Here is a 16,421-nt window from a genome sequence, read left to right on the forward strand (position 1 = left end):
GTTCTCGGTATCGGACGAGTGATCACGGCGCGGTCGTCCCGAGTGTCTGCCGGTCGGGTGTCGGGTCCGCCGGGGCGTGCGGCCTTCGGCGCGCGGCGCGCAGCAGCAGCCACGCGTACAGCAGCATCAGGGCGTCCTCCACGAGGACGAACCAGCGCAGCGGCTGAGCGAGAAAGGTGCCGAAGCAGCCGCAGTTGGCGATCGTCAGCCCCCGCGCGTACGCCTGGACGGCAAGCAGCGCCCACACCAGCGAGAGGGCCGTGTACATCCACACGGGGACGACCGCCTTGGAACGGGGCCGGGCCAGGAACCACACCCCGACCGCAGCCTCGGCCGCGATCAGCATCACCGCCAGAGCGGTGGAGGCGGCGCCGCTGGTCAGCCCGTAGGCGGTGAAGATGGACGGCATGGCGGCGAAGGAGGCGAGCTGGCCGAGCGCCATCGCGGTCAGCAGCGCGCCCAGGACAAGTCGCAGGATCATGACCGCACCTTCCTGCGCAGGCCCAGCAGGGCGCCGGTGATCCGGCGGTGCGCGGCGAGCCGGTCGTAGACGTCGCTCAGCGCGGCGTGCCAGGGTCCGTCGGTGTAACTGGGGTAGGGGTGCACGGTCTTGGCGTACTGCGAGGGCGTCCAGCCCAGCCGTACCGCCGTGGCCAGGTGCGCGATCGTCTCCCCGGCGCGCGGGGCGACCACCGTCGCGCCGAGGATCCGCCCCCGTCCGTCCAGCACCAGGCAGGTGAAGCCGTCGGTACGGCCCTCGGCAACGGCCCGGTCCACCCGGTCGTGGTCCAGGGTGAGCGTGCGGGTTCCTTCGGCGGATGTCACACCGACGCGGGCGACCTCGGGGTCGGTGTACGTCACCGAGGGCACCGCGTCGTAGTCGATACGACGCCGCACCCCGAGCAGCGCGTCCGTGACGGCGGACGCGCCCTGCATTCCGCCAAGGTGGGTGAACGCCGACTTGCCGGTGACATCCCCGGCCGCGTAAATGCGCGGGTTGCTCGTCCGCAGCCGGTCGTCGGTCCTGACCTGGCCGCGCTCGTCCGTCTCCACCCCGGCTGGCTCCAGACCGAGGCCGCCGGTGTTGGCGCGGCGGCCGGTGGTGGTCAGGAGCCGGTCGTACAGGATCGGCCTGCCCGGCCCGTACACGGCGCCGTCGTCGACCTTCTCGGCCCGATAGCCGGTGAGGACTGTGATCCCCTCGGCCTCCAGTCGCTCGCGGACCAGGGCGGAGGCACGGGGCTCCTCGCGCGGCAGCAACCGGCCTGCGGCTTCCACGAGGGTAACTGTGGAGCCGAGGCGGGCGAAGGCTTGCCCAAGCTCGCAGCCGATCGGCCCGCCGCCCAGCACCACCAGCCGCTCCGGCAGTTCGGTCAGGCTCCACACGGTGTCGCTGGTCAGCGGGTCAGCTTCGGCCAAGCCGGGCACGGGCACCAGGGCGGGGGCCGATCCGGTGGCGATCAGCGCGTACCGGAAGGCCACCTCCCTGTCACCGGCGACCCGCAGTGCCCGCGGTCCCGTGAAGACGGCATCCCCATGGGCCACCTCGACGCCGAAGTCGTGCAGCGCCTCGGCCGAGTCGTGCGGCTCGATCACCCCGATCGCCTGTTTGACATGCTTCATGGCCGCCGCCAGGTCGGCGGGCCCATCAGGGGCCTGAAGCCCGTAGCGCCCCACCTTGCGTGCGGCCTGCACGTGGGCCGCCACATGCAGCAGTGCCTTGCTGGGCACGCACCCGGTCCACAGGCAGTCACCGCCCAGCCGGTCCCGTTCGACCAGCAGCGTGCGAGCGCCGAGGCGGCCGGCGGTGCGGGCTGCGGTCAGTCCGGCACTTCCGCCACCGATCACCACCAGGTCGTACGTCTCCTCGCCGCGCGGGGGATGCCCCATGCTCATCGGCCGCCTCACTCGCCTCTCGTCATCGTTGCGGCAAGGGAACCCGTTCGGGTGGCTCCCGCCTTCCCTCCGGGTACGACTCATTCGATACGGCACACGGCACCGCGTCGGGCACATCACCGTGCCCGGCGTGTCCGCCTCGGGGGAATGCCGGCCGCCCCTCGGTGGGTTCCCGGCGCACGGCGGCACCCGCCCGCTCACACTTATCGCCTTCGTCCCAGGGGAGAAACATGGCGACCGATGTATCCACCGGCTTCGTGACGGACGCAGTCAAGGACTACTACGGCAAGCTGCTGTCGTCCTCTCAGGACCTGAAGACCTCGGCCTGCTGCACCGCCGAGGCGCCGCCGCCCCACATCGCCGACGCACTCACCCGCGTACACGAGGAGGTCAAGGACCGCTTCTACGGCTGCGGTTCCCCGATCCCCGCCGCGCTCGACGGCATCACCGTCCTCGATCTGGGCTGCGGCAGCGGGCGTGACGCGTATGTCCTCTCCCAGCTCGTCGGCCCCAAGGGCAGGATCATCGGCGTCGACATGACCGAGGAGCAGCTGGCCGTGGCCCGCCGCCGGCAGGACTGGCACGCGGAGCGGTTCGGGTGGGCCAATACGGAGTTCCATCAGGGCTACATCGAGGACCTGGCCGGCGCCGGTATCGCGGACGACTCGATCGACCTGGTCGTCTCCAACTGCGTACTGAACCTCTCTCCGGACAAGCCGCGCGTGTTCCGGGAGATCTTCCGGGTGCTCAAGCCCGGTGGCGAGCTGTACTTCTCCGACGTCTTCGCCGACCGCCGGCTGCCCGCCACGCTCATGGGCGACGCAGAGCTGGTCGGCGAATGCCTCGCCGGCGCGCTGTACACCGAGGACTTCCGGCGCCTGATGGCGGACTCCGGCTGCGCGGACGCCCGTACGGTCGCCGCCTCACCCATCACGCTGAGCAGCCCGGACATCGAGCGGAAGATCGGCTTCGCGTCCTTCACCTCGCGCACCGTCCGTGCGTTCAACGTGCCGCTGGAGGACCGCTGCGAGGACTACGGGCAGGTCGCCGTCTATCGCGGCGTCCTCCCCGAACACCCGCACGCCTTCGACCTCGATGACCACCACCGCCTGCACACCGGCAAGCCCATGCTGGTCTGCGGCAACACCGCCGACATGCTCAGCCGCACCCGTTATGCTCCGCACTTCACCGTGACCGGCGACAGGACGACGCACTTCGGCCTGTTCCCCTGCGCACCGGCCGACGCCGCAGCCACCAGCGGCACAGAGACATGGTCCGGCTGCTGCTGACCGCATGCCGGGCCCGGCATGCTCACCTCTCCGCCGAGAAGACCACCGACCCCTACGGCCCCAGTAACCGGGGACAGCCGGCCGAACCCTGTTCACGTGGGCGGATTATCGAGCTGGGCAGCCATCTCGTCGCGGCCGCTGCGCAATCCGGCCGCCGCTGTGCGGCCGACCTCGGTGAGTGAGACCAGCGTGGCGCGCCGGTCGGTGGGGTGCGGTTCGCGGGCGACGCAGCCGTCGGCCTGGAGGGCGTCCAGCAGACCGGTGACGTTGCGCGGGCGGCCGGCAGTCCCTACCCCGTGCCAGGGCTGTCCTCATCCCGGTCGCCGCCGGCACCAGGCAGCGGCACGTTGGAACTGCAGCCGTCCGGATCGGCCGCTCCACGACTGCGCATGACGTGACACCGCATGGCGTGGACGGTGGCCATCAGCACGAGCATCGCGCCCATGGTCACCAGCCATGCGTGGCGCAGCACACCGCCGACCACGATCAGACCGGCGCCGACGGCGATCAGCGGACCTGCACAGCGCAGCAGCATCAAGGCTCACCGGTTTCCTTATGTATCCGTGGTGAGGCGGAGTGTCTGGCGGGTTCGGCTGTTGCGCGTGATCGTTTCTTCTGCCTGCCGCATATCCCGTACGTGGATTCGTGGATCGAATGCGTGACTTTCCTGCGATGGGTGTCGTTGATCGGATGACAGCACAGGGTGGGCGGTGAAGGGGGTGGCGGTGATGGTCCGGTCGGCGGGGGCAGGGGGCCGCAGGCTGCCGCTGGTCGAGGGCGAGACTGCCCGTACCGCATGCGCACGCGCCTTGCTGCGCGGCGGCGTGGACGAGAAGACCGGCGAAGTCCTGTCCCCGGCCGCCTTGGCGGAGCGTGTGGGCTGGTGCGCCGAGTTGGTGTCGGGCATGGTATCCGCGCTGACCGCCGAGCACTGGAACGCCGTCGACGTGGACCGGCTGGCGTCCGGGGAGGACGCCGGGGGCCGGAAGCTGCCGTCGAACGCGTGGATGGCACTGCGCCGCCTGGGCTGGACGACCACTGCGCCCGAGGGCGTCAAGGTCAACGACCGGATTGTGCGGATGGCTCAGGAACAGGCCGGGCGCTCCCTGCGGTCGGCGAAGTGGCGCGCCGATGTGACCGCCGGGGTACTGGCCGTGTGGCCGGCAGATCCGGCCAAGCGCACGCCCGCCGAGTGGGATCAGGTCCGCGAGGCTGTGCCCGGGGGCCGTTTCCTGCCGTCGAGTGTGATCAAGTCCCGCACCCGTCAAGCGGTCGCCTTCGCCCGCAGGCACGGGCGGCTTCCGGCTGATGTGTTCGAGATGGAGCCCGCGCCCCGCGTGGCGCGGATGCTGCTGCTGTCCGCGTGCGACGGGCAGCAGGCCACCGTCGAACGCACCGACGAGCCAGGCCGGGCGCTGCTTCGGCTGCAACTGCCGACCCGTCCCGACCCGCGCACGTACGCGGACTGGACGTGGGTGGCCTGCCCGATCTCGCTGCCGCCGACGATCCCGACCGGCGCGGTCCTGCACCTGCCCACCCTGCGTGTGTCCGGTGGCCGGGTGCGCGCCGATCTCGCCTACACCCACGCCGTCCCCAAGACCGCCCGCACCGGGCACACGATTGCGCTCGGCGTGGACTGGGGCCTCAACACGCTGCTGTCCGCAGGTGCCGCCCGGCTCCACGATGACGGCCGTATCACCGCCCTCGGGCACGGCGCCCAGTTCCGGGCTTCCGGAGTGCTGGCCAAACAGCACCGACTCCGGCGGCTGTCCGAGCGCCTCCACGCCAAGGCCGACCACTACCAGCGACTCATCGACGGCCACGCACCCGATCCGGCCCTGGCCGACAAGCACGCGGTCCTGGTGGAAGAGATCCGCCGAGTGTCCGCCCGCCGCTCGAACCTCAACGACGCTCTCGCCTGGGCTGCCGCCCGCTGGGCCGTCGATCAGGCCATCGCCGCCGGGGCGAGCGTCATCTACCTCGAAGACCTGCGGTCGATGGAAGCCAAAGGCATGGGCCGCACGCACAACACCCGCATGTCCCAGACCGTGCGCGGGCAGATCGCCGACCGCATGCGCCACCTGGCCGCCGAGACCGGCATCGCCGTCGTCACCGTCCCGGCCCACAACACCTCCAAGCACTGCCCCCAGTGCCTCACCCCGCTCAGGCACCGCAAAGCCCCCAACCGCCCCACTGTCGCGGGCTGGAAGTGGGCCATCTGCCCCGACCGTTACGGCTGCGGCTGGCAGGGCGACCGCGACCACGGGGCGTGGCGGCGTATCGCCGCACGCGGCCTGACCCACCAGACCAAGACCGTCACCGACCGCGCCACCGGTGCCATGGTGATCCGCTCGGTGGTGGAGAAGCTCGAAGCCCGAGCGGTCATCAGGCCAGCACCGAAGACCAGCCGGGACCGGTCCAAGACCGGACCTACCCGGCGACACACAGCACGCCCCGCGCCCAGGCGACGCAGGGCACCCTCCCCCGCCGGCCCCTCGGGCCCGGCGGGCAAGCGTCCGGAGGGACACGCACCAACGGACCGGACCCGGCTGCCCCGCGCAGCCCACCGGCACCAGAGCATGACGACGATCAGCACACCCTCCCCCAGACTCCGTCCGGGGGGACCCCCATCCGGCCGACACCGGCCACGAGGAACAGCACTGGGCGCGGGCTTCCACCTGCACGCTCACACCACTCCTCCACGATGGGCAGAACCGGCGCCAGACACTACGTCTGACACGGGATCGCTTAGCTGATTAGAGACGCTCCATCAACCGCCGCTGCCAGAGGGCTTCCCTGCCTCAAGGGGCTCGAGGATCGGATGGACATCATGTCCTCCTCTGCGAACACGGGCTCGACGGTTCACGGGTCGGCACGGGGCGGCGAGGTGAGCCGCTGGGCGAAGCGACGCATACGGACGGAGGCCAGCGAGGCGGGCGTACGCCGAGGGCTGCCCCGCAGCGAGGCCTTGATCAGCCGCAGCGTCTGCAGAGAGCCGCTGCACGCCCAGCAGCAAGCGACGTGCGCGGCCACCCGCATCCGGTGCACACCGCTGAGCTCCCCGTCCGCGTAGGCCTCCACAGCACCGCGCAGCCGCACATGCCGTACCTTCTCCCGGCACTCAGCCCACAACTGACGTGGCCCGGGGATGCGCTGCCTTTTCATGCACCGGGAACCCGGGACTCGACTCGACGCATTCCATGGAATGGCCGTGGCGAGACCCTAGGGTTCCCGGCAACCGCCCGCCGATTCAGGAGGAGCCGCCGAGTTGGACGAGAAAGAGTGGCGCCGCTATCTCTCCGCCTACCACGACGATCGTCCCGGCATCACCGAACGGTTCTTCGAGCGGGCCGATACCTCTCCGCACGCCTGGCTGGCCGAGCCCCTGCGCGGGGCACCCGGCCCCGTGCTGGACCTGGCCTGCGGCACCGCACCCATGCGGCCGCTGCTCCCGGACGCCGACTGGGTGGGTGTCGACTCCTCGTCGGGGGAACTTGCCGCAGCCGCCCGGGCGGGCCGCGGTCCGCTCGTGCGCGCAAGCGCCGACGCCCTGCCCCTGACCTCTGGAAGTGTCGGCGCGGTCTGCGCGTCGATGTGCCTGCCGGTGCTCACTCCGCTGCCACGGGTGCTGGGCGAGATTACGCGGGTGCTACGACCCGGCGGCCTGCTCGCTGCCCTCGTCCCGGCCCGCCTCGGGTTCGACCCAGCCGGGCTGTTGGGCTGGACCCGGGTCATGCGCACGCTCGCCGCGGTGCATCAGCCCTGGCCCAACCCTCAGGCGCGGGACTCTGTTGCCAAGGTGCTGCGGCCGGCCAGATTCAGGGTGCGGTCCGACGAGCGCCGGGTCTTCACTCTCGTACTGGAGACGTCCGAGGACGTGGCCGTCCTGGTCGATGGTCTCTATCTGCCCGGCCTCGCCCCCGAACGCGCGGATGCCGCCAAGCGGGCGCTCGCCCATTGGGTACGCGGCGGAAAGACGCTGCCACTGCCGCTGCGCCGTGTCCTCGCGACTACCCGGGGACAGGAATGATCCCCGTACGGTCGTCTGCGTCTGCGGATCCCGGCCTGCCGCGCGCCCGCTCTCGACCACTGGCCGGTGATTGGCAGCGGCCGTTTCGGGTGCGCTGGCGGCGCGTGGCCCCACGCGTTACACCGGGGGATGGAATATACCCGTCCCGACGAGGGGTTTCTGCTGTGTGGAAGACGAAGTGACAGCGCCGCCAGACCCGGCGGACCCTCGGGGCAAGGCGTTCGCTGCCTACGTGCTGCCCGAGGTGGAGGTGCTGCTGCGCGTGGCGATGACGCTGACCGCGCAGCCCGCCGACGCCGAAGACCTGGTGCAGGACACCCTGCTGCGCGCGTACCGGGCCATCGACCGCTTCGACGGGAAACACCCGCGCGCCTGGCTGCTGACGATCATGCGGCGGGCCGAGATCAACCGGCACCGCCGCCGCCGTCCGCATCTTCTGGACGACCCGGACACCGACCTGGACCGGCTCAGCTCCACGGGCGCCAGCGGGTCGGCGGAAGAAGTTGTGGTGGGTGAAGCGTTCGACGAGGTGGTCGACGAGGCCCTGTGCGCGCTTCCGGACAAGCACCGGCAGGTGGTGCAGCTGGTGGACATCGACGGCCTCACCTACGCGGAGGCCGCCCACCTGCTGGACGTTCCGGAAGGCACCGTGATGAGCCGGCTGCACCGCGCGCGCAAACGGATAAGGGCCCAACTGGCCACGGCCGGGCTGGCACCGAAACGAGGTGTGATGTGAAAAGGCGCCCATGGTGGCGACGTTCAGCGGCCGAGCGCAGGATGAACTGCATGCAGGTCGCCCGCCTGCTGCAGTCCTACCTCGACGGCGAGACGGACGAGGTCACCGCACGCCGGGTCGCGGCGCATCTGAAGGACTGCCGTCGGTGCGGCCTTGAGGTGTCGGTCTACCGGGAGATCCACAACACGCTGGCCCGCCGGGTAGAACCGGACGCCGGGGCCGTGGAGCGGCTGCAAGCATTCGGTGAATCGCTCATGAGCGACCCGGCGGCCGGGAACGACGAGGGGGAAGATAACGCGCCACCCCCGGCGGGCGCCTGAGAAGGCCCTGGGGCAGGGAACCTGGTGACTCGGGCACCTTGCATGCACGGTCATCCGGAAGGCCGTCGACATCGGGCACCGCGCTGTACGACGAGGCAACCGCATACCCTCACCTCATGGGAGGAACCGGCGAAACGGGTCTCGGCAGGTGACGAAAGTCGCCCGCAGAGGCCCGTTTTGCGTTGCCCGGCTCAGCTGAGGTCTCGGCAGGGGCCTGCGGGTCAGTACGTACGCGGCAGGGCCCTCCCCGTGGCATCAGTCACCGGGAGGGCCCTGCTGTTTTGTTGATCTTCCGGCGGTTGGAGAAGGTCCGGGCTTGTCAGCCGGCCGGGGCCAGGTACCCGGTGGGAGTCCAGGTGCCGAGTGGCTTGGTTTTACGTCTGTGGTGTGTGCGCCTGCGGGGGCGCTCACCGTTGAGGGCGAGCGTCTCCACCCAGTTTTTGATCTTCCGGCGGTTGGCGTGGGCGAGCTGGAAGACGAGCAGGACGGTCTGGGCAGCGATGCCTCGGATACGGCGGGAGCCTGAGGCTTCGATGGATTCCGCGAGGGCGTTCTTCGCGTAGCCGTTGTAGCCCTCGACGCTGTTGCGGAGGCGGAAGTAGACCTTCTGCCATTGCTCGTCGCCGTACTCCAGGGCCTGCCAGTGCTTGGCACCGGCTTCGGGGGCCAGGGTGAGGCTGCGCTGAGCAATTCAGGCGTGGCATCGCCCAGTTGGGCGAAGCGGGTGTTGTGCAGGTCTTGGTGTCCGAGGTGCGCGGTGACCAGGTGCCGGTGTCGGCCGTCGTGGGGCCGATGCAGTTCGATGTCGTCTCCGCGTGCATGGACGGCGAGTTCACCGCCCCCGTACGGCTGGAGATGCTGCCGTACCACCTGGCCCGAAGCACCGACGCGGCCGGTGCGGAGGCACTCAACCGCTCCCGGCTCTCCAGGGCGAGGCTCTGACCAGGGTCCGCGACAAGGCCCAGCTCGCCCACTTCCCGGACCGCTGGCAGGTCAACTCCTTCGAACGTGAATTCCCTGACGCCCTTCTTGCCCCTCTCCTCGCCGCACACGAGTAAGCCCCGACCTGGGACGCCTCTTTCTGGACCCGGGTGGAGCCGCCTGGACGAGGCGTGGCAGCTTGTCCGTCAGTAGCCGCACAACTTCACCTTGTGGCAGGGTTGCGAGGTGCGGTTCGGCGGCCAGGAGGCTCGGTCTGTCGTCTCGGGCCTCCCGGGATCGGTCGCCCCCCGGGCATTGCGGTACTGCGGCTCCGCGACCATGCGCTGCGTAAAGCGCAAGTAAAGTGCCTGGTAGGGTCCATGTCGTGAGGGCCGTCACTCCCTCGCCGAGCATCGGTGAGGCGTTTCCTCAAGCGCCCGTTCCTACTGTCTGGGCCCTCCGCGACCATCGCATCTAAACGGCTTGCGAAGCGAAATCTACTGAAGCATCCCTACTGTTACGCGAAAGTAGAGATTTCTTGAACGACGTGCCTCAGTCCGACGGATTCGGTCTCAAACTCGGCAAGGCTGCGGTCGGCGGCCCGGCGGTGGCGGAGTCGGCGCTCCGGCGCAACGAGCCCCAAGCGGACGTGTCGTCCTCGGCCGCCGTGGCCGTACAGCAGCCGCCGCAGCCGCGAAGAGGGCAGCCGGCTGCGGCCGGTAAACGGGATGCGTTCTTCGACAACGCGAAGTACCTGCTGATCGTGCTGGTGGCCGTGGCGCACTCCTGGGAGGCGCTGGAGGGCAGCCGCGCCACCAAGGCCCTCTACATCTTCATCTACACGTTCCACATGCCGGCCTTCATCGTCATCTCCGGTTATCTCTCGCGCAGTTTCGCCGCCCGTCCCCACCAGATCAAACGTCTGGTGACCGGCATCGCCGTGCCATACGTCGTCTTCGAGGTGGCGTACTCGCTGTTCAAGCGGTACGTCGATGACGCACCCGATCACGCGATCAGCCTGCTGGACCCGTTCTTTCTCACCTGGTTCCTGGCCGCGCTGTTCATCTGGCGGCTGACGACTCCGGTGTGGCGCCTTCTGCGCCACCCGATGCCGGTAGTGCTCGGCCTCGCCGCGCTCGGGTCGGTCACCCCTGACGTGGGCGCCGACCTCAACCTTCAGCGGGTGTTGCAGTTCCTGCCGTTCTTTGTGCTGGGGCTGTGCCTCAAGCCCGAGCACTTGCAGATCGTGCGGCGCCGTGAGGTCCGGTTGCTGGCCGTGCCGCTCTTCGTCGGTGCCTTGCTGTTCGCGTACTGGGCCGCGACCCGGATGAAGACCAGCTGGTTCTTCCGTACCAACAGCGCCCAGGAGCTCGACGGCCCGTGGTGGCTCGGCCCGGTCATGATCTTCGCGCTCTTCGGCTGTTCCCTGCTGCTGACGGCCGCTTTCTTGTCCTGGGTGCCTCGTCGGCACATGTGGTTCACGGTTCTCGGCGCGGGAACGATCTGCGGCTATCTGCTCCACGGATTCGTGATCAAGGGAGCCAAGTACGTAGGGATCTTCGACACGTACACATGGCTGAGCGACCCCCTCGGCAAGGTCGCCGTCTCGCTGATGGCCGCGGTCGCCGTCACCCTGATGTGCACCCCGCCGGTGCGCCGGATCCTCCGGAGCGTGACCGAACCGGAGATGGCTTGGGCCTTCCGTCAGGACGTGTCCGGGCGGACCGCCATCTGTCCTCCAGCCGGCTCCCCGGGGCGGTCACGAAGCGCCAGAGTTGCAGGCGATCGCCGCCCGTCCACCCTCACGTAGGGCAACGGTATGCGGCTCGCTGTAGGCCGGCTGGTCCGTAAAGGCATGCGAAAAAAGGGCGGTTGTGCGTGCGGATCACGGGCGGCTTGGCCCACTACTCTACTGTTTCGTTGCAGTAGTGCTGCTCGCCGACCATGCGGTGCCGACTCGCTGACGCGCACGCACAACACGGAGTGCACCGACCAGCGCGGCAAACCCGAGCGGGTGCGCACCTACCGGGCGGATGCGCTGACGGCGGCCTTTCCGCGCGGCCCCGCCGACGGCGGCACGTACAGCTGGATTCAGCAGCCGAGCGACGGCACCCGGTGGTGTTACTGAAGCAGCCCTACGCCTTGGTGAGGCAGGAGGCTGTCCGGGCGCAGCGCAGAGCGTCGCCCGGAAGCGAGCACTCGCCTGTCGTGCACGTCGTCACCTCCGTGCCCCCAGCCTCCGGCGGAGCGTGCTGGCGAAGTCCTCGGCTGCCATCAGCTGCGCGCGCAGCGTCTCGCAGCGGGCGTCAGCGACCCTGCGGTAGGTGTCCAGGCGCTCGCGCAGCCGGTCCCGCTCTTCGCCCGTCGGAGGGTCGTCGACCGCGGCGATGCGGTCGGTGATCTCCAGCAGGTCGCGCATCTCCTCCAGGGAGAAGTCCAGCGGCTTCATCCTGCGGATCACCATCAGGCGATCGACGTCGGCCTCGGTGTAGAGGCGGAAGCCGCCCTTGCTGCGCGCGGAGGGGATGACGAGGCCGACTTCCTCGTAGTGCCGGATCGTGCGCAGCGACAAGCCCGTCCGCTCGGCCACCTCGCCGATCTGCATCTGCCGCTCAGTCATTCTCCGTGCCTTCACCTTCTGCGTTCCGCCGGACTACGAACACTTGAAGTGCGCCAGCATACGTGTCTGGAATCACACGGTCCGAGGGCCTGTTTACCTGCATTTCACAAGCCACAACTCGCACTCTGCCCTCACGTCAGAGTAGACTCTTTGGTGAGGGCGCCCGCGCTGTGCAGGTGCGGCAAGGGCAGCCCCGCCAGAGGGGGCCCTGATCGGGCCCGTCTCCACCCGCAGACTTCCGGGCAATGATGCCCGATCGGCAGCCACAGCGGCTGCTCTTCCATCCGGCAGGGCCCCCATCGAGGCCGGGCCGCCGGGGATTCCGCCCCTCGGTGTGGAGTCGAGTACGACGCGTGGGCATCCAGCGGATGGGTGTGTGCGCCCGAACAGGAACGGTTGCATGTCTTCACCGCTGTCCGTAGTTCCCAAGCTGCGCATGTCAAAGCCCGACTGGCTCGCCTCCCCGAAGGTCTTCCGCACCGAGGTGCTGGCCGGCCTCGTGGTCGCCCTGGCTCTGATCCCCGAGGCGATCTCCTTCTCGATCATCGCCGGGGTCGACCCGGCCGTCGGTCTGTTCGCGTCCTTCACCATGGCCGTGGTGATCTCGATCGTGGGCGGTCGCAAGGCCATGATCTCCGCCGCGACCGGCGCGATTGCCTTGGTCATCGCCCCGCTCAACCACGAGTACGGGCTCGGGTACCTGATCGCCGCGGTCATCCTTGGCGGCATTATCCAGATTGTTCTCGGGGCCCTGGGTGTCGCCAAGCTGATGCGCTTCGTACCGCGCAGCGTCATGGTGGGCTTCGTCAACGCCCTCGCCATCCTGATCTTCATGGCCCAGGTGCCCGAGATGCGGGACGTGCCGTGGGCTGTCTACCCGCTGATCGCCGGCGGCCTCGCGCTCATGATCTTCTTCCCCAAGGTCACCACCGTCATCCCGGCCCCCCTGGTCTCCATCGTCATCCTGACCGTGATCACTGTTGCCGCCGGCATCGCGGTGCCGAACGTCGGTGACAAGGGCGATCTGCCCTCGTCCCTGCCGGTTCCGGGCCTGCCGGACGTGCCGTTCACGATGGACGCGCTGACCACCATCGCCCCGTACGCCCTCGCTTTCGCGCTGGTCGGGCTCATGGAGTCGCTGATGACCGCCAAGCTCGTCGACGACATCACCGACACGCACTCCAACAAGACCCGCGAGTCCATCGGTCAGGGCATCGCCAACATCGTCACCGGCTTTTTCGGCGGCATGGGCGGCTGCGCCATGATCGGCCAGACCATGATCAACGTGAAGACGTCCGGCGCCCGAACCCGGCTCTCCACGTTCCTCGCCGGTGTCTTCCTGATGGTTCTGGTCGTCGTGTTCGGGCCGGTCGTCTCGACCATCCCGATGGCGGCGCTGGTCGCGGTGATGATCCTGGTTTCCATGGCGACCTTCGACTGGCACTCGATCCAGCCCAAGACGCTCAAGCGCATGCCGGTCGGCGAGACCACCGTCATGGTGGTCACTGTCGCCGCTGTGGTCGCCACTCACAACCTCGCCATCGGCGTCGTTCTCGGCTCGATCACCGCCATGGTCATCTTCGCCAAGCGCGTCGCGCACCTGGCCGAGGTCTCAGGTGTGGTCGACCCGGACGGCAAGCAGGTTGTCTACGCGGTCACCGGCGAGCTCTTCTTCGCCTCCTCCAACGACCTGGTCTACCAGTTCAACTACAAGGACGACCCGGACGACGTCGTCATCGACCTCACCGACGCCCACATCTGGGACGCCTCCTCGGTGGCAGCCCTGGACGCCATAGAGACCAAGTACGCCCAGCGTGGCAAGAAGGTCACCATCGTCGGCCTGAACGAGCCCAGCGCCGAGATGCACGACAAACTCGCCGGCCGGCTCACCGCCGGGCACTGAGCACCGACCGCCCTTGTGCGCCGTCCATAGATGGCGGACAAGGGCGGTTCTCTGTGCGCGGGCCGGCGACGACTCGCGCCTTGATCATTTGCCCCCGGCCGGGTATGTATCGCTGTCGCTGCGTACAACTCCGAACTGCCAGTGGTCAGGTGGCTCACCTGGGTGGACGGGGCCGGCTCCCTCCCAGGTCTCCGGAAAGCTGCCTGCCCCAGAAGGCGTCCTACCGGTTGTGATCCCCGGAAAGGCGTTTCGCTGATCTCCGGGCTACCGCCGCCAGACGGCGGCGCAACGCGCCGCGCAGCCGAAGCCGGTCTACCTGCAGGGCGAGCTGCCCGTCGTGCGCCTCCGGCTTCACGTATCTCATCAGGTCTCGATGCACTGGCGGCAGGGGCGTCGTGGCCGGGACCTCGATCGACCAGGCTCTGGTGTCTCGTCCGCTGACCGCAAGCCGGACGGCCATCCGCCACGTGCCGTGTGCGAGCCCAGCCACGGGAATGGAGACGGCGAAACCTGTGGCGGTCGGAACACTGGATCCCAGGAATTCGACGCTTTCGCCGTCCTGATTCTCCAGTCGTACGCCGAGCGCGGAAGCAGGGAACGCTGCGAGCGTCCAGTCTCCCCGGACGTGCAGTTCGTCTGCCGGCATCCACGTGACTTCGGTCTTGAGGAGCCGGCGGGGCACGCGGTGCTTGTTTTCACCGACATCGACGGTCAAGTTGCCGTACGGCTGGGTGTAGTACAGGGCCGCTGCGAAGATGCCGTCAGCACCTGCGACGACATGAACTTTTGGCTTGGTGCTGACTGCGGGCAGCCGTTGATGACCGATGCGGAATTCTTTGCAGACCCCTGCGGCATCGAGAGCGAGGAGGACGTCCCAGAGCCCCTTCCGCAGGCGCCCACCGTCGGCAACTGAAGCAAGATCGACGGTCACAGTGAAGCCTCCAGGAGGCGCAGCCTGCTGCCCACTCTCGGCTATGTTGTCAGGAGGGGCAGTGGCCACAGCCTCAGCCGGGACTCGGTATTCGACCCCCGAGTTCCGCTCACGCAGCACGAGTTCCGTGCTGTAGGGCACGGCGAGGACGTCCTGCAGAAAGGCGTGACCGGTCAGGGTCATCCGGCTGTCCTCCAGGCTCACTGAATCGAGCCGATGACGGACCGAAAGGTCCCGCGTAACGTCATACACATGGTCGGGAATGTCCAGCACGCCATCCCGGAAATGTGGCAGCCGGGCATACGCGCGCCCGCTCTCCACGAGGATGTCGGGGTGCTTGCCTGCGGAACGGATACCGAGCCCGAGCCGCTCCATGGCGACCAGCTCATCAAGATGGCCCCGCAGGATCAGCTCGCACCGCAACCGCGTAATCGCGTTGACTCGATCCCGGAGAGAGCCGGGGTAGGAGCGCGTCAGCAGCTCCCGCAGCTCGTGGAATCCTGACTCCTGAACCTGCCGGTCGCTCTCCTCGGCCAGATGGATCAGGGCGTGGTGCAAGTCGATGGTCAGATGCCGGTTCATCAACGTGTCACGGTCAGGGCCCGCAGGCACGTTCTCCTCGACCAGATCGACCATCATCCCAAGCGTCCGGATGCGCTGCTCCGCACCCCGCGTGGTCACAGTGATGTTCTGACCGTCGTCGCGCTTGACGATGAACAAGCACTCGTAGTCGGCCACGACCGAGATGCCGTCGGCGCGCAGATAGGCGAGGGCTGTGAAGAGCTGGTCCTCGCAGACCTTGTAGCCGACGGGGAAACGCAGCTTGTGCCGCTCGACGAGCTCCCGGCGAATCAACTTGAGCGGGTTGAGAGCCCAGTACACCCGCGAATTGAAGACGTCGGTACGCGGCTGATTACGGGCGAACATCGACGCCGGCGCGCCACGTCCGTTGACCCCGACCATCTTGCCGAGCACCACATCGGTGCCGTTGGCCTCGGCCATCTGGAACATGCGCTCCAGTGCTTCCTCGCCGAGATAGTCGTCAGCGTCCAGGAAGAAGACGTACCGTCCACGCGCCTGATCCAGACCCGCGTTGCGTGGAGCGGAAGGGCCCCCGGAGTTCTCTTGGTGGAACACCTGGAACAAACCCGGGTAGAGCTCGGCGAACCGCTCAAGTTCCTTACCTGTGCCGTCCGTCGAGCCGTCATTGACCGCGATGACCTCCAGCCGGTCGCGGCCGATGCTCTGCCCGACCACTGAAGTCAGGGTCTCAGTCAGGTACGGCATCGCATTGTATGCACCGATAATCACTGAAATATCGGGTGTAGGCATGAACGTGTATCCATTCCGTCTAGCCAAATGGTTCGCCGCAGGGCGCGACTGATCGCGGGATGGACCCCCCGAGCCGGACGGGGCACGCGAACGCGGGCCAGCCAGCCGCCGAGTAAATATACTCTAACGAGAGAGCAAGGTCGGTAAAGTTTCCTATGATCAGAATCTGCTGGTCAGAGCCGTGGACAGGCGGCGGCTAGCCACGTACGTCCTTGCTACAACCCTCACGTCTCTGGAGAGTGCTACCGCCTGTGCCGAACTGGTCGTAGTCCGCTTCACGGGCCTCCTTCTGAAGGGCACCGGCTGGACGGCCGTGCGGTTGCGCATGAAGGCGCTGCTCTGATCTCTGAGCCCGCCGCGTGCGGGGGACGCGCACTGTACGGGCCGAGGAGTGGTGTCCTCGGATCTGCCGGGGAACGAGGTCGCCACGCCTCAAGGCGATG

14 protein-coding genes are annotated in these 16,421 nt (G+C 68.4%); 8 read left to right on the plus strand and 6 right to left on the minus strand.

Annotation, left to right across the window (positions count from 1 at the left end):
- Positions 1-22: 22 nt before the first annotated feature.
- Both J7E89_RS13425 and J7E89_RS13430 read right to left on the minus strand, forming a co-directional pair.
- Positions 23-481 (minus strand): MauE/DoxX family redox-associated membrane protein, encoded by a 459-nt coding sequence (locus tag J7E89_RS13425; protein ID WP_214973096.1) that lies wholly within the window; start codon positions 479-481, stop codon positions 23-25.
- Positions 478-1,896 (minus strand): NAD(P)/FAD-dependent oxidoreductase, encoded by a 1,419-nt coding sequence (locus J7E89_RS13430; protein ID WP_251060476.1) that lies wholly within the window; start codon positions 1,894-1,896, stop codon positions 478-480. The genes J7E89_RS13425 and J7E89_RS13430 overlap by 4 nt, the downstream gene beginning before the upstream one ends.
- Before the next feature lie 230 nt (positions 1,897-2,126).
- On the opposite strand from J7E89_RS13430, the gene J7E89_RS13435 reads away from it, so the two are divergent.
- A complete protein-coding gene (locus tag J7E89_RS13435) occupies positions 2,127-3,185 on the plus strand; it encodes a methyltransferase domain-containing protein (protein ID WP_214973099.1) in 1,059 nt (352 codons plus the stop codon).
- A gap of 289 nt (positions 3,186-3,474) precedes the next feature.
- Here the strand turns inward: J7E89_RS13435 and J7E89_RS13440 are convergent, their stop codons facing one another.
- Complete coding sequence (locus J7E89_RS13440) at positions 3,475-3,720, minus strand: hypothetical protein (RefSeq protein ID WP_214973101.1); 246 nt, start codon at positions 3,718-3,720, stop codon at positions 3,475-3,477.
- A 193-nt stretch (positions 3,721-3,913) separates the two neighbouring features.
- Between J7E89_RS13440 and J7E89_RS13445 the strand changes: the two genes are divergently transcribed.
- Positions 3,914-5,941, plus strand: a complete 2,028-nt coding sequence (locus J7E89_RS13445; RefSeq protein WP_251060508.1) for a transposase — start codon at positions 3,914-3,916, stop codon at positions 5,939-5,941.
- Between the two features lie 106 nt (positions 5,942-6,047).
- Here J7E89_RS13445 and J7E89_RS13450 read toward each other — a convergent pair whose 3' ends face one another.
- Positions 6,048-6,350: an anti-sigma factor gene (locus tag J7E89_RS13450; protein WP_214973103.1), complete on the minus strand. Its 303-nt coding sequence runs from the start codon at positions 6,348-6,350 to the stop codon at positions 6,048-6,050.
- A 103-nt stretch (positions 6,351-6,453) separates the two neighbouring features.
- Between J7E89_RS13450 and J7E89_RS13455 the strand changes: the two genes are divergently transcribed.
- From J7E89_RS13455 to J7E89_RS13475, 5 genes are all read left to right on the plus strand, one after another.
- Complete coding sequence (locus J7E89_RS13455; RefSeq protein WP_214973105.1) at positions 6,454-7,215, plus strand: class I SAM-dependent methyltransferase; 762 nt, start codon at positions 6,454-6,456, stop codon at positions 7,213-7,215.
- A 178-nt stretch (positions 7,216-7,393) separates the two neighbouring features.
- Positions 7,394-7,951, plus strand: coding sequence for an RNA polymerase sigma factor (locus tag J7E89_RS13460; protein WP_214900706.1), 558 nt, complete (start codon positions 7,394-7,396; stop codon positions 7,949-7,951).
- Positions 7,952-8,001: 50 nt separating this feature from the next.
- Entirely contained in the window at positions 8,002-8,271 is a 270-nt protein-coding gene (locus J7E89_RS13465; protein WP_251060477.1) for an anti-sigma factor, read from the plus strand.
- Between the two features lie 729 nt (positions 8,272-9,000).
- Positions 9,001-9,213: a hypothetical protein gene (locus J7E89_RS40830; protein WP_308315461.1), complete on the plus strand. Its 213-nt coding sequence runs from the start codon at positions 9,001-9,003 to the stop codon at positions 9,211-9,213.
- A gap of 586 nt (positions 9,214-9,799) precedes the next feature.
- Positions 9,800-11,002 carry an acyltransferase family protein gene (locus tag J7E89_RS13475; protein ID WP_214973171.1) on the plus strand — a complete coding sequence of 401 codons (1,203 nt, stop codon included), beginning with the start codon at positions 9,800-9,802 and terminating at the stop codon, positions 11,000-11,002.
- Between the two features lie 408 nt (positions 11,003-11,410).
- On the opposite strand, the gene J7E89_RS13480 is transcribed toward J7E89_RS13475, so the two are convergent.
- Positions 11,411-11,812: a MerR family transcriptional regulator gene (locus J7E89_RS13480; RefSeq protein ID WP_214973108.1), complete on the minus strand. Its 402-nt coding sequence runs from the start codon at positions 11,810-11,812 to the stop codon at positions 11,411-11,413.
- A gap of 400 nt (positions 11,813-12,212) precedes the next feature.
- On the opposite strand from J7E89_RS13480, the gene J7E89_RS13485 reads away from it, so the two are divergent.
- Positions 12,213-13,715 (plus strand): SulP family inorganic anion transporter, encoded by a 1,503-nt coding sequence (locus J7E89_RS13485; RefSeq protein WP_214973110.1) that lies wholly within the window; start codon positions 12,213-12,215, stop codon positions 13,713-13,715.
- A 220-nt stretch (positions 13,716-13,935) separates the two neighbouring features.
- On the opposite strand, the gene J7E89_RS13490 is transcribed toward J7E89_RS13485, so the two are convergent.
- On the minus strand, positions 13,936-15,978 hold the full coding sequence (locus tag J7E89_RS13490; RefSeq protein WP_214973112.1) for a glycosyltransferase family 2 protein: 2,043 nt from the start codon (positions 15,976-15,978) through the stop codon (positions 13,936-13,938).
- Between the last annotated feature and the right edge of the window lie 443 nt (positions 15,979-16,421).

Origin of the sequence: Streptomyces sp. ISL-100 (assembly GCF_018614615.1) — a bacterium.
GTDB lineage: Bacteria > Actinomycetota > Actinomycetes > Streptomycetales > Streptomycetaceae > Streptomyces.